This window comes from Enterobacter cloacae complex sp. S2, assembly GCF_015159675.1.
Classification (GTDB): domain Bacteria; phylum Pseudomonadota; class Gammaproteobacteria; order Enterobacterales; family Enterobacteriaceae; genus Enterobacter; species Enterobacter intestinihominis.
This window is the reverse complement of record NZ_JADDTS010000033.1, coordinates 1-13,461: the sequence shown is the minus strand read 5'-3', so window position 1 is coordinate 13,461 and position 13,461 is coordinate 1. Positions and strand designations below refer to the sequence as shown.

The window sequence follows — 13,461 nt, the reverse complement described above, 5'->3', positions numbered from 1 at the left end:
TTTCCCCTTTAACACTCAGAATATAACGGTTTCGCCGTCCTGAGGAATGCTCACCGCGTCACTTATCTCGTTGGCGTCAACATACTCGCGCAGCGCGCGGCGGGTCAGCAGGCAGTGGTTGATAGCTTCCATATGGGTCGCCACGATTTTCGCCTGCGGCAGCAGGAAATGCACGTTAAGCAGATCTTCTTCCCCCATGATAATTGGCCCAAACCCGATGACGTGGGCGTAACCAGCGTTGAGCACGACAACGTCCGGTTGATGCTTTTGTAGATCGGCCGCAACCGCGTCGCGCCAGATGGTATCCCCTGCGATATAAAGCGTCTTCTCATCGGGATGACGGAAGACCACGCCGCAGGCTTCACCCAGACGCTCTGCCAGCTCCGGCACGGCATAAGCGCGGTCAGTGCCGTGCTGGCCGCCATAAGTTTTCGCAATCCGGATATCGCCGAACGTCGTTTCGTCGGTCATGACCGTCAGGTTGTGAAAGCCCTGTCCGCGCAGCAGCGCGGCATCGCTATCATTTTGCACGTAGATCGGCTTGTGTTTGGCGATCAGCTCGACGGCATACTGATCCCAGTGATCGTCATGGGTATGGGTGACGATCACCGCATCGGTGTCCAGCAGCGTTTGAACGTCAACGGGAAGCTCGACCATCGGGTTGCGAATATCGGCCCGCGCGGTGCCGGGAAAACCCGGATAAGCGCCTTTTGGCGCCAGCATTGGGTCGATTAAAAAGCGTTTTCCTGCGTAAGTGATCAGCTGGGTGGCATTGCGAATTTGCGTAATGTTCATGGGCTATCCTCCGGTTGGTATGAGAAGGAGAATAGCCCCAGGGTGCCGTTAAGAATGTGGGCTAAAGGGCGATGATCGATGAAATCGGGTCAATCGATAAACCGCTTGCGTACCCTTTCCAGCGGCGCAATCAGCAGATTGATGAGCGGTTTACGATCGATAACGATATCGGCGTTCACCGTCATCCCGCCCATCAGCATGCGCTTTTTCTTGTCCGGGTCGGTAAACCAGGAGGGGACGCGCACTTTAGCCAGGTAGTAGTTCTGCCCTTCCTGGAGCGGGATCAGCGCCGAATGGGCATCAATGTTTACCTCATAGAAATCGGACAGCGTCGCCTCCACGGAACCGTATTTGTCCACGGGCCAGGAGTCGAAGCGCAGCTTGACCTTATCGCCTTTCGCCACGCGCCCCACCCCCGTTGCCGGAACATACAGGTACCCCTCCATCGTCGCCGCGGTATTTTTACGGATCACCACCACCACCTCGCTGTTTTGCGTAATGGCCCGGCCTGGCGGGAAGTTAATCGCCACCACGTAGCCATCTGAAGGGGCCAGCATCGCCATGGTGGAACTCCCCCGGCTGGACAGGTTGCGATCGATTTCGCTGATGCGGTTTTTCACGTACAGCTGCTCTTCGCTCAGCGAGTCAATTTGCGACTGGGTGCTGTCGGTCAGGCTGGTTTTGCGCGCCTCAAGCTCAAGAATAGTGCTCTCCTCCAGCGTCAGGTTGAGCTGGGCGTTGAGCACATCGTTATGGCTTTTATCGAGATCCACTTTGGAGACATAGCCCTTCCCGGAGACGGATTTCCACGCCTCGTAGGTGTCGGTGCTGTTTTTTAACAGCGCGCGCAGCTTCTTCACCTTATCGCGGGAAACGGCGATCTGCTTGTCAGTGAGAGCCAGCTGCTGCGCCAGATTTTTGCGATACGACGCAATCGAGTCCTCAATGGCCTGGATGCGCTGCTCGCTGCGCTTTTTCTCCGCTTCCATCTGCTGGCGGTCAAACTGCACCACCGAGCCCTGCTTGCCGCCATAGTCCTGCGACACGGTGAACAGCGGATCGTTTTCCTTCACGTACTGGCCGGGCCGGACGGCAAAATCAACAAGGGTTCCGGACTCTCTGGCGCGCACCTCCACATCGCCCTGCGCCGGGATCAGCACCCCGCGTGCCAGCGTGGTTTCCGAAAAGTTGAAAGCAATCGCAAAGACCAGCAGGCAGAGAAAAAAGGCGATGAACAGCGTCAGCACGGTTTTCAGCCGCGGCGCGTTGATTTGATAGCTTTTTGAGAAGTGGTGCGGGATTAGCGCCCGACGCTGTCGGCTTCGGTTTTTTAATTTCACGATATGTCATCCATGATAAATCACTGAAAGATCGTCCCATCCACTCCAGAGCGTGGGGGTTTTGCGCAGCGCGTTCAGCGTGTCGGCGGCGGCCAGACGGTAATCCTCTGGCGCATACGCCTGGCTCTCCAGCCCAAACTCTACCGCGTGCAGCGAACAGACCGGCAGCAGCGTTCGGACGCTGTAGCCATAACGCGATAAAAACCGCGTGGAGACGTCCGTTAACCACGCCTTGCGATCGCCTGCCTGAATTGGGAACAGTGGCGCATCCGGCAGGCGTTCATCCATCAGCAGCACCGTCACCAGGCGCTGAGGGGCGAAAAACGAGCCGGCGCGCCGTCCGTCGTGTGCGGCCATCAGCTTGTGCAGCGCAGGGTGACGGGTAATAAACTGAAAGCGCACATCATCTGGCGCGGTGGCGAGCAGCGCATCCATAATCAGGCCAAAGCCCGCCCAGCGCATGCCCAGAAGCAGGGTGCGAGGCGAACTGTAAAACCCCTGATCCTGCGTCCACTGCGCCACGTACGCATGCAGATCGAAGCGAACGTTGCGCGCCCACAGCGCGGGCGGGAAAATCTGTTCCACGAAGTTAAACCCGCTCAGCTCATGGGCGTTCTGATGCAGAAAATCAGCCGGCACATCGGCCTCCGGGCAGGGCATAAACTGGCTGTAGTTTTGCGCAATCCGGTTTGCCATTAAGGTGCGTCCGGCCTGGCGCGCGCAGAGTCGGGCATAGAGACGCGGCAGAAACATCATGGCGCACTCTCCCGCAGGGTGCCGTTTTCCATGGTATAGAGACGCCCCTGACAGCCCACCACGTCCGGCGAGTGGGTAACAAATACCAGGCCAATCCCCAGGCTACGCAGGTTCGCCAGCACCTTTTGCGCGGTGGTCTTATCCAGGTTCGCCGTCACTTCGTCGCAGAGCAGTAGCTTAGGCTGGCTGTACAGGGCGCGCGCCAGGACCAGACGCTGCATCTCCCCGGCCGAGAAAAAGGTGTTCCCCGGCAGCATCTCCGTTTCGTAACCGTGCGGCAGACGGGCGACGACGTGGTCCACTTCCGCCAGCCGACACGCGGCGATGACCTGCTCTTTATCCGGCGCGCTGTCAAAGCAGGCGATGTTGTCCAGAATCGAGCCGGTGAAGAGAATATCGTCTGCATGGACAATGCGGATGTGCTGGCGCAGCGAGGAAAGATCGCACTCTTCAATGGGGATCTTATTGATCCGCAGCGTGCCAGACGATGACAGCAACATGCCGGAAATCAGACGCAGCAGCGTGGTTTTTCCCGACCCGCTCTGGCCCACAATCACCGCCTCTTCGCCCTGCTTCAGGGTCATGTTGATATGCTGTAGCGTGGCCTCCCGGCCCGGATAGGCAAATGAGACATCCTCAAATTGCAGACAGACCGGCGAGGTGACAATCCGCTTCCCAAACTGGCTGGTTTCAGAGGGGGCAAACAGCAGGTCGCCCACGCGATCCAGCGGCCCCTTAAGGGCATTTTTGTCCAGCAGCTTCTGCGCCACCTGCACCATGGCATCGGAAAAATAGCGCTTATAGCTGATATAGGCGTACAGCATCCCGATACTCATCTGCCCTTCCAGGATCAGCCACGCGCCAAAGCAGACCACCAGCAGCTGCTCGGCATTGATCACCAGCAGCGAAGCCACGTCAAAGCGGGCCAGCAGCCGCTCTTTACGCATCAGCCCGGCGATGTGTTCGCGCTGGGATTTGTCCATCACCGCATCCCGGGCCTGCTCCATATTGTTCGCCTTGAGCGTAATGATCCCTTTCTGTGTCTCTACCAGCAGAGATTCATACTGGGCGGTACGCTCGATGGAGTCATCCACCGCGCGTTGATAGGGGCCGATCAGCGAAAAGCGGATCAGGAAAAACACGCCCATCAGCAGCATCGTCAGCAGCGCAATTTTGACGTTATACAGCAGCATAAACAGCAGGCTGGTGACGGCGATCAGGCTGGAAAAGAGAATTTGCACGTAACCATTGCTGATGAACTCCGCGCAGGCGTGGAGCGATTTTTCAATAGCCAGCACGATGCCCGGCGGGCGCGAGCGGAACCAGCTGGTCTGGGTGCGCAGCATGTAGTGGCGCACGGACTGGCTTAAATCGTCATAGGCAATATTACGCATCAGGATCTCAAGCAGCTGCTTGAGGAATTTACCGATGACTTCAAAGATAAAGACGATAGCGAAGATCGCGGTGAGCAGGATCACCAGATCGCTGTCGCTGCGGGAAATGGCCTCATCCATAATCAGCTGCACGTAGGTGGGGCTCGCCAGCATGGTGATGAGAGTAAAAATACAGAGCACAAACAGCAGCAGCTGGCGCTGGAACAGGCTCGGAGATTTATTGGCTAACCGGCCAAGCGTGAGCTTTTCATCCGGGGATTTCTTTTCGAAACACGGCGTGGGCTTAAGCTCAAGCACATAGCCGGAAAACAGTTTTTCTGCCTCTTTCAGGCGGTAACGACGCACGCCGCTGGCCGGGTCGTGAACGGTCACGCTGCGGCTGTCGATCTTCACGATGACCACGAAATGGTTGCCGCGCCAGAAGGCGATGAGCGGCAGCTCAGACGTTTCTATTTCAGTGATTTCGCCTTTAAGCACCCGGCCAGACATATTTTTATCGCTGGCAAGGGTCAACAATTCCGCCATTGAGGTTCCCGCATCGGCGGAAACGGAAATCTCCCGGCGCAGCTGGCTGACGGAGACATGGTGGTCATAGTGCCCCAACACCATCGCCAGGCAGGCCAGTCCACATTCGGTAAATTCATGCTGGCGAATAACAGGGGTCTTACCCTGTTTTTTATACTGAAAGAGCGAAAACATAATGATCCGTGGCTGAAATAAAAAAATGGCCCGGCAATGCGGGCCATGCGTACAACGTGCTTCTCGCTTAGGCGCTGAAGAAACCGCCGATGAAGCCGCCCACCAGGCCGAATACGCCACCGATGGTGCCGCCCAGCGCGCCTAACATCTGGCTGCCCGCGTTATAGCCCGCGCTTGCGCCCTGAATAGCGGCAGCAAACGGATCCCAACCACCGATGATGGCCTGTGCTTTTTTGAAATCGATAACTTGCATGATACTTTTCCTGTAAACGTGAATTAGTTGTAGCTACCAACCAGCGCGCCCAGGAAGCCCATTGCGCCACCCAGAACTCCGCCAACCACACCGCCAACCATGCCCATGATGCTGGCGCCAGTGTCGTAACCCAGCTGTGCACCTTTAACCAGACCAGCGAACGGGTTTAACGCGCCGCCAATAATGTCTTTCGCTTCTACGAATGAAATCGCTTTCATTTTTATCTCCTGTAGTGATGGATCTTTAGCATGATGCTAAAGGCTAATTTCCTTTTATGAAGGAAAGCGGTTGCTACGGGCAGGTGGTCAGCGGAATGATTTTATTGCCATAAATAATCATTCGCCTTGCAGCCTGCCCGGCATTATCTATTTCCAGCCGTTGCCCTGGAGGAATATATTTTGAATTATTGTATTGCGTACTGCACCCGACCGAGGAAACATATTTAAAATAGGTATTCCCGGTATTACTCACCACCCCGTTGCTAAACGCATAATCAAAATGTCGTGTCCATGGACGGACAATCAAAATAGCCTCAAGCGAGACCACCACATCCGACTGGATGCGCTGGCCTTTGCGCGTGATGACCTTTGCCTGGAGCGGCGTCTCGGTGAATTTTACGCGATAGTATCGCTCTTTGTTGTCATGCGGGCCGGTATAGTAAAATTTAAAACCCGCGCGCTCACCGCTCCCCAGCGTTAATTGCTTAGGCGAATACATGACTTCGCCGTCTTTTATTTCGGTTTCTTTTCCCTTCTCTTTAGGAACGTCTACCTGAATAAGCGAAACGGTATAATTCTGACGTTCGCTGGTATCGTTTTTTATCGGCTGAAAAACAACTTCTCTTTCGGGAAGAAAATCAATATTCAGACTTTCGATAATTAAAGCATTTGCCCCTGTGGAAATGAAGCAATTTATTGCAAAAATAGCCAGGAATTTTCCAGTCATGATTGATTAATTCCAGGATGCGCTAACATCTATTCTTCCCTGCGCGGTCACTTCGCCAAACCAGCTATTTCCGTCATAGGTGGTCTTCGATACCGGATTATCCATAACGAACTGGAGGATCAGCGGTGTTTTCCAGAGCCACATATCGGTCACGCCGGAACTCATTTTGTCCCACTCTTCCGCATGGGTGGCTGGCGCCGGGATCGACAGTACCTCGCCTTTACAGTTATGCGCCATGCGCGTCTGGCTTTTCCCCACCAGCACGTTGCCCGGAATGGGAACCGTAAAGCCGTTGCCGCTGAAGGCGCAGTAGTCCACCCCATTCAGGCTTTGAGTAGGCCCGGTGACTTTTACCGTGACCGCAATCGCCGCATCTTTTTGCGCCCCGCTGTAGGTGATGGTGTAGGGGATCTCAATGGGCGTTTCGCCGATGGCGCCTTTCCCTGAGCCGCCCAGACCGTCAGGATCGAGGGCGTAATCCGGGTTGTCGGGCGTAATCTCCAGCCCCGGCTGAATAGGGTTAATCACCAGGCCGCCCCCCGGCTGGAAGCAGAAATCCGCCGCCAGCGAGCTGTTGCCGGGCGTCAGGCACAGGCTGACGATATTGCCAATGCTGCTGCCGTCCCCCGCCTGCGCCACGCTCAGAATTAACGCTTTCGGCAAAAATATTTTAAGGTACGCTTTGCCGCCGTTTTTCTGCGGCGCCGCGAGGAAGGTGTTTGCCAGGACACGCGTATCACTCAGGATACCGCCAGAGATACTGTACCAGGTGTTTTCATCGAAGGTCAGCTCGGCGGCAAGCCCGGTGCCGCCGTTCATGTGCGATTGCAGCACGCTGTTGACGCGGGAAGAGGTGAGCGCCAGCCCCCCGTTGTAACCGGAGATATCTTCCCCAACAAACGTGTATTCAAGCAGGTCGCACAGCACGCCAGAGACCGTGTTGCGGGTGTATTTGGTGCAGGTTGCCCCCGTTGATCCATCGACTATCGTCACCTCGCCGCTGATCGGGTCAATCCCCAGGTTGAGCGCCCTGGAGTTGGTCATGGTCAGCGTGCCCACCTTGTGAAGCGTATTGGTGGTGGTCACTTTGTTGATGGAGCTGATTTGCGGCGTGGAGGTGATGGTCACTTCATCCCCTGGCGCGGCGTTGAGCAGATAGTTAAAGAACGGATCGCCCAGGACCCAGCGCCCGTATGACGTGCCGGGCTCCATCACCGGCGGCTTGACCACCATCGACGTATCGGTATAGCGGGTCGTCGGGGTGTACCCCGTGTTGCCGCAGGACGAGGAACACGCCGTCCCTTTAAAGAACGGAGAGGCGCTGGAACCGGTCACCGAAAAGTCGATGGTCAGCGCGCTGCCTGCCGGACCGCTGTAGCTGTTGTCCGGGATGTAAGTGGCGATACCGTTATTCGTTTTCGCGCTCAGCGTCGGCCACTCACGCGAACCGTGTAAAAACGCGGTCGAGGTGCTGTTCAGACTAAACAGCCCCGCGCTGTTTCCCGTACCGTTATTGTCCGGATTATTAATGGCGAAATAGGGCAGCTCCTGCGCATGGGCCACCGCGCTCATCAGCAGCAAATTAAGAGCGAATATCTTTTTCATCGTCACGTTCCTGCGTTCCTTTTGCTTCCTGCCAGACGAAATCGCCTTTGTCGCAGGAGATGTCCCCGAGCCACAGCGCACCGCGGTTAGACTCAATGTCCAGGCGCACTTCGCAGACGCTGTCGTCCGGCGTGGCGATACTCAGGACAGGGTTGTTCTTATCAACGTCGATCACGAAGCGTCCGTCGTTCTCCGTCCGGGTCAGCCCAACGTGGTTTTTGATCTGCGTGGCGCCAATCGGATTGCCGTTTGCATCCACAAGGCGGCCAAACAGGGTGACGATTTTCTTCACCTGCGGCTTCATCACCACGGTATTGCCCGGATAAACCGTGATATGGCGACGCGCATTCGCGCCAATCTCATAGCTTTCCGTACCGGTTTCACTGTTCATCACTTCCAGGTCATAAGCCTGGTATGCCGGCAGCGACAGCCAGGTTTTATCCCCTTTGATGCGTTCTGCCCGGCCGTTAAGCTTCAGGGTCAGCGCTTCATCAGATTTGAGACCGGTACTGACAATCACCCCTGCGCTTTCGGTGCCTTTCCCGGCGGCGATGGCCTCTTTGGACCAGCCCACGCTGCCGTCACTGGTCAGCGTGGAGTTCCATCCTTTACTCATGCCGCTCTGGACGCTGAGGATGTTGCTGTTCCACGGCGTGTCGAAGTTCACGCTGCCGCCGCCGCTTACGCTGCGATCCTGGCGGCTGTTAAAGGCTTTCGAGACGTTGGCGGTGGCCGATTTCAGGTAATCGCCTTCAAACTGGCGGCTGGCGCTGACGTTCAGCGCCGTGCCGGTATCGCGATTGTGGGAAACGCCAACCGACACGGTATTGCCGAGCGGTATGGCGAAATCGAGCATCACGTAGCGATCTTTCTCTTCGTAATACCCGTCGTATTTGTTGCGCGACATCCCCACCCGCAGGCGCGCCGTACCGTAGCGACCGGCGTATAACCCCTGGGAGTAGTCCAGCTGATAGCGTTTATAGCGATAGAGGTCGTCCTCCTGACGCATCAGGCTCAGGTTGCCCGCTGAGGGCAGGCCGAACGACGGCAGGCTAAAGGAGGCGCCCCAGGTGTTGCCCTTGCTCTCATAGATATCGAGGAACTTGCCGCTGGAGAGCTGTTCATGGGAGTACCAGACCGAACCGATCTGCCACGGCAGGCTGAGATTCGCGCCGTAGTTGGCGCGGTACGTTCCGTCGGAGGCGGCCATGGTCTGGGTATTCACCGAGAAATAGCCCGTCAGGTTCAGGGAGGCCCACAGCTCGCTGACGATGTGTTCCCGCATCATGTAGGTGGAGGCGTTCCAGTCGACCATCCCGCTGCGCTTGCTGAACGAGGCCCCCACCAGCGACATGGTGTCTTTATGTTTGGTGTCGTAATCGTAGTAGTAAGTGTTGTCCTGCTCGTTTTTGCGTTTCGCGTATTTTTTATAATTGACGACGGATTTATCGCGGCTATACATCCCGCCCCACATCTGCCAGCGCAGTGTTTCCGACACGTTGCTGGAGAACGGCTTATTCACGGTGTACATGCTACGTGACACGGTGCGGCTTCCGCTCACCACCTCAACTTCGATGCTGTAGATCCCGTAGGGCAGGCTGCTGGTGTCAATTTCATGGTTGCCGACGTCAAAGCGCTGAATCCCGATAAGCTGCCCGTCACGACGAATACGGGCCTCGCCCGCCGTGGGGAAATAGACCACCACAGGCGTCAGAGAGAGCGTGTTATCGCGCTTACGGGAGTTGGCCTGGTTGCCCATGGAAACGCCGTAGACTTCACCGCCGGAAATCCCGCTGACGCTCGCCAGAGACTGCATCGCCCAGCCGTTCAGCATGCCCGCGGCGTAGCGCATCCCCTGATAGTCGCGCTCCCACATAACCGCGTTCATCTGGGTATCGCTGCTGCTCTCGTTGACGTAGCCAGAGCCGTCGATCAGCACATGATCAACGCCCATTGAGATCCAGTTTCTTGCGTTCAGATACCCCGACGACCAGCTGTCACCGTAGCCGCTCTCGGTGTGATACGCCCCGAGGTTGTAGGAGAACGTGCCGCTCAGGTCGTCAGACTCCGGCGCATCAATGTCCACCTCACGCGGGCGAATATTCACCCCGTAGTCGCTCTGCGACAGATTCAGCAACAGGCGCATTTTTTTCTGATCCAGCTCGAACGCCGAACCCGTACTTACCGGAATGCGCATCTGGTCATCAAACTGCTTGTCGTTAATGCTTTGCAATAACGTTCTCATCTCTTTTGACAGACGAATGCCGTTATCAGACTCCTGGACCTGAACGTCCCTCAGCCCCAGCTTCAGATCTTTTGCAAAGAGCGTCACGTCACCGATACGAACATATTCGCTCGCCGTGCCTTCGTGGTTCCCTTGTTGTGCTGAGTGTGAACGCGTATTCACCAGATAGACGGGAATTTTGATCCCCTGCTCCAGCAGTGCATAAAGCGAGTCGGGAAAACGGTAATTAGCGATAACCACGGAGCTTGAGGCTGCATGCGCAAGCGCGGGCAGCGTGCCGGATGCGCAAGCCATCATCACCGGCAACACTAATTTATTTTTCACCATGCATCCTTACTTAACAGGTATGAACTGTTTCAGGTCCCATATTCCGAGATGAAAATGGTTATCCGTAACGTTGATATCCTCGATAGCGCGCGAGGTATCCGGCATCAGGTAGAAGTTTTTGGTACACGGCGTAGTCGGTGATTCCGGATTCGGCTTCAGGCAGGTTCCGGTCGCATTGACGCGAAAAGCGGTGTTGCCCTTATTCGTTATTTTCCCCGCCACATAGACGAAGTCGATCTTCTTATCACGGGGCTGAACCACCAGAATGGTGCTCACCACCGCGCGCGTCATCCCGGTACCGTTTTTTGGTGAACCGCTGTCCACCTCTTCGCTCACCCCTTCATCCGTGAAGGTAATGCGGTAGTAACGCTCTTTGTTATCGGCGTTCCCGTGATAGTAAAATTTGACAATATTGCTGGTACCGGCGGGCATTACCATGCGCGTGGGCGTCAGCAACAGCTCGTCCACTTTCTCCGGATTAATGACGATCCCTTCATCCATTGGGCTACTGATCCGCTGTGCGCGAACAGAAACAATACGCACGCTGTCTGCTTCGTTTTTTATTTCCTTGGCGGTGGAGTCAGCATCCGCAGGAATAATGGTGGTGACTTTTCCCACATTAATGGCCAGCGCGGAGGAAGAGATAAATAATAAAAATAAGAAGGCGGATTTGAGGTTAAACATGCTATTTCCCTAAACAGGGGCTTGCGCCCCTGGATCGATCAGGCCTTAGCCCCAGGTTGCGCGGAACGCAACAGATACGGTCCCTTCCCACAGGCTGTTGGTCAGGTCTTTGAACTCTTTCGCAGTACCCGCGTTGTCCTGAGCGGAGTCAACGTAGAAGACGAATTTGTCCTGGCCGGTAATTTCGGTATCTGCCGCCGCGCCTGCGCTGGTGGTCAGGTTCCACAGGCCAGAAGAGACGCCGGTGTTAGAAGAAGAATCAACCAGCGTGGTCCATGCGGTTGATTTCGCCCCCACGGTGCCACCGATAGAGCCCAGGTCGTTACCGCCCCAACGCGCACCCACTTTCAGCTTGGTCGCTTCACCGCCCACGCTGAACAGCGTGTTATTTGAATCGTCGAGGATAGCTTCGAGTTTGAAGCTGGTCGCCGTAGAGTGATCGCCACGGATAGCCACATCAAACAGACCGGTATCGGTGTTGAAAGATTTGGTATTGGCGCTGTAAACGAAGTTCAAAGCACGCGTTGGCGTAACAACCAGGTCGGATTCGCTGTCTTTGGTCGCGGTTGCCTGCCAGGTGGCAGAAGCCGTCGTTTCTGCTGCATTAACTGCGCTCAGGGCAGAAACAGACAGCAGGGAGCCCAGAACGATAGCGTTCAGTTTGTTCATTTATTTAGTCCTTCAAAAAAGAATCCACGTGTATAAAAAGGGGAGCCCCTTTTTCGAGGCGGAGTATAGACAGCCGCAAAATAACGAGGCAATACAGAAAAATTCACTCGCCGGAGAATAACAATAAAAATATAAATAAATTTCTCGTATCTTATTGTTACGTATTGAGTAAATCACTCAATTTCCCGAGCAATAGATAAATATCGATTTTTCAATAAAGAGAAATATCAGGACGTCGGAACAGCCACACACATCATTACAGGCAAAACCAGCCCCTTAATTAACCAGGCGTGCGGTTTAACGCGGGTAATATAGAAGAAGTTGATATTATCAAGTAACATTTCGTTTACAACGCCATCCGGCGCCGCATCATCTTCAGATTTATTCAGCTTTTTATCCTTAATATAAAAGATATTGCTTCCATCGACTTTTTCCACGCTGAGCGTGTAATTTCTGTCAATCAGGTAGCTTTTGCCCTCTTTCTTGAGTACGCCTTTATGAATAACCGTCACAACATCTTTGTTGTTAAACAGGAAAAGCGTGGTTAGCGACATATCGGTTAACTCACCCGTGGAATAGGTTTTCCAGGAAATGGTATCTGACTGGCAGCCAAACCCCTCATCCTGCGTTCTGGTAAAATAGATCCACAACAACGCGATGGCAGACAGCGCCAGTACGATACTGAACAGTACACTCATTTTAGTCCTTGACATATTTTAACTCCCGGTCAGGCTTCTGTAAGAAATGCAGTTCTTATAATCGTCGATACTGTCCTGCTGATAACAGATGGCCAGGAAATAATTTTCTATCTGCGACTTTTTAAACCTGGAATAGTAAGCATCTGCAACCTGGTGTTGACAGTCGATATGTTGACTGGCAATGACCTCTTTTACGTGATTAAAGTAGTGCTGTCGCGGCTGATACATATTCTTATCGATCAGGTATACCGTACACCGGTCTACTTTACCGAGCAGATGCATATCAGAATCTTTCAGGCTCTCGGCATAGGAATCCCTTTGGTGCAACAGTAAAACAGCGGTGCCGATAACGGTAATCAGTAATAACGTGCAAAGAGAAATAAAGAGTCTGTGCAGCGATATTAATTGTTTAGGCGGATCGGCATCTTTCTTATGCGCTAGCGTATCGAATGCTTCAGAGGCAGATTGCTCACTAAGCGTTGAAACGACCGGCGGCCTGACCGTGTGATGTTCAATATGCGCGGCAAGGCTAAATCCCTTGCCACGTATCGTTTTTATCAGTAAAGGATCGCATCCTAAAGTACGAAATGCTTTTCTGATTTCACTTATGGCAACATTCAGACTTACCGAAGAACCAGAGAAACCATGATCCTCCCAGACCTTCTTTATCAGGTCGTCTCTGTCGAGAGTTTTACCATTATTGATGATAAGTTCATAAAGCAGACGACCCGCCTGGTTAGATAACTTAATGGATGACTCTTCCTCTCCATTAATCATGATCATACCGGTGTCGACTTCATAAAGCATTGTAAGATCAATGAGATACTTCATATTATTATTACGCCATTGTTAAAATTATGTGCATTTGCCAGGCAATAATAAGTCTAAAGTTTGTGTGGTCAAGTCGCGTGATATTAATTGAGAGATGAATTCATAAAGCTTCATTAATTAACAATTATTAAATCATTAATAAAAATATTCGAACTAACGCATTTAGGTTAAAACATTAAAAAAAACTAACTCGCAAGATTATAATCTTAAACTTTAGAAG

At 53.9% G+C, this 13,461-nt stretch carries 13 protein-coding genes; all 13 read right to left on the bottom strand.

Going from position 1 to position 13,461, the window contains the following annotated elements; translation table 11 throughout:
- Positions 1–15: 15 nt before the first annotated feature.
- A complete protein-coding gene (locus IPZ49_RS15390; protein ID WP_032626633.1) occupies positions 16–795 on the bottom strand; it encodes an MBL fold metallo-hydrolase in 780 nt (259 codons plus the stop codon).
- A gap of 89 nt (positions 796–884) precedes the next feature.
- A complete protein-coding gene (locus IPZ49_RS23420) occupies positions 885–2,135 on the bottom strand; it encodes an HlyD family secretion protein (RefSeq protein ID WP_023298992.1) in 1,251 nt (416 codons plus the stop codon).
- A 6-nt stretch (positions 2,136–2,141) separates the two neighbouring features.
- Positions 2,142–2,891 carry a hypothetical protein gene (locus IPZ49_RS15380; protein ID WP_063147052.1) on the bottom strand — a complete coding sequence of 250 codons (750 nt, stop codon included), beginning with the start codon at positions 2,889–2,891 and terminating at the stop codon, positions 2,142–2,144.
- Positions 2,888–4,984, bottom strand: a complete 2,097-nt coding sequence (locus IPZ49_RS15375) for a peptidase domain-containing ABC transporter (protein ID WP_048966528.1) — start codon at positions 4,982–4,984, stop codon at positions 2,888–2,890. Before IPZ49_RS15375 ends, IPZ49_RS15380 begins: the two co-directional genes overlap by 4 nt.
- 67 nt (positions 4,985–5,051) lie before the next feature.
- Positions 5,052–5,237 carry a hypothetical protein gene (locus tag IPZ49_RS15370; RefSeq protein WP_001196016.1) on the bottom strand — a complete coding sequence of 62 codons (186 nt, stop codon included), beginning with the start codon at positions 5,235–5,237 and terminating at the stop codon, positions 5,052–5,054.
- 23 nt (positions 5,238–5,260) lie between these two features.
- Positions 5,261–5,455, bottom strand: coding sequence for a hypothetical protein (locus IPZ49_RS15365; RefSeq protein ID WP_022646586.1), 195 nt, complete (start codon positions 5,453–5,455; stop codon positions 5,261–5,263).
- Positions 5,456–5,528: 73 nt separating this feature from the next.
- Positions 5,529–6,182 (bottom strand): hypothetical protein, encoded by a 654-nt coding sequence (locus IPZ49_RS15360; RefSeq protein WP_006812468.1) that lies wholly within the window; start codon positions 6,180–6,182, stop codon positions 5,529–5,531.
- 6 nt (positions 6,183–6,188) lie between these two features.
- Entirely contained in the window at positions 6,189–7,787 is a 1,599-nt protein-coding gene (locus IPZ49_RS15355) for a hypothetical protein (protein WP_023298989.1), read from the bottom strand.
- Complete coding sequence (locus tag IPZ49_RS15350) at positions 7,765–10,359, bottom strand: CS1-pili formation C-terminal domain-containing protein (protein ID WP_063147051.1); 2,595 nt, start codon at positions 10,357–10,359, stop codon at positions 7,765–7,767. The genes IPZ49_RS15355 and IPZ49_RS15350 overlap by 23 nt, the downstream gene beginning before the upstream one ends.
- A 6-nt stretch (positions 10,360–10,365) precedes the next feature.
- Complete coding sequence (locus IPZ49_RS15345; RefSeq protein WP_022646582.1) at positions 10,366–11,043, bottom strand: fimbria/pilus periplasmic chaperone; 678 nt, start codon at positions 11,041–11,043, stop codon at positions 10,366–10,368.
- A 45-nt stretch (positions 11,044–11,088) separates the two neighbouring features.
- Positions 11,089–11,712, bottom strand: coding sequence for a common pilus major fimbrillin subunit EcpA (locus tag IPZ49_RS15340; protein ID WP_003860995.1), 624 nt, complete (start codon positions 11,710–11,712; stop codon positions 11,089–11,091).
- A 227-nt stretch (positions 11,713–11,939) separates the two neighbouring features.
- Positions 11,940–12,410 (bottom strand): hypothetical protein, encoded by a 471-nt coding sequence (locus IPZ49_RS15335; RefSeq protein WP_022646581.1) that lies wholly within the window; start codon positions 12,408–12,410, stop codon positions 11,940–11,942.
- A gap of 18 nt (positions 12,411–12,428) precedes the next feature.
- The gene (locus IPZ49_RS15330; protein WP_022646580.1) at positions 12,429–13,241 is read right to left on the bottom strand and encodes a winged helix-turn-helix domain-containing protein; all 813 of its coding nucleotides are present in this window, start codon (positions 13,239–13,241) and stop codon (positions 12,429–12,431) included.
- Positions 13,242–13,461 lie beyond the last annotated feature (220 nt).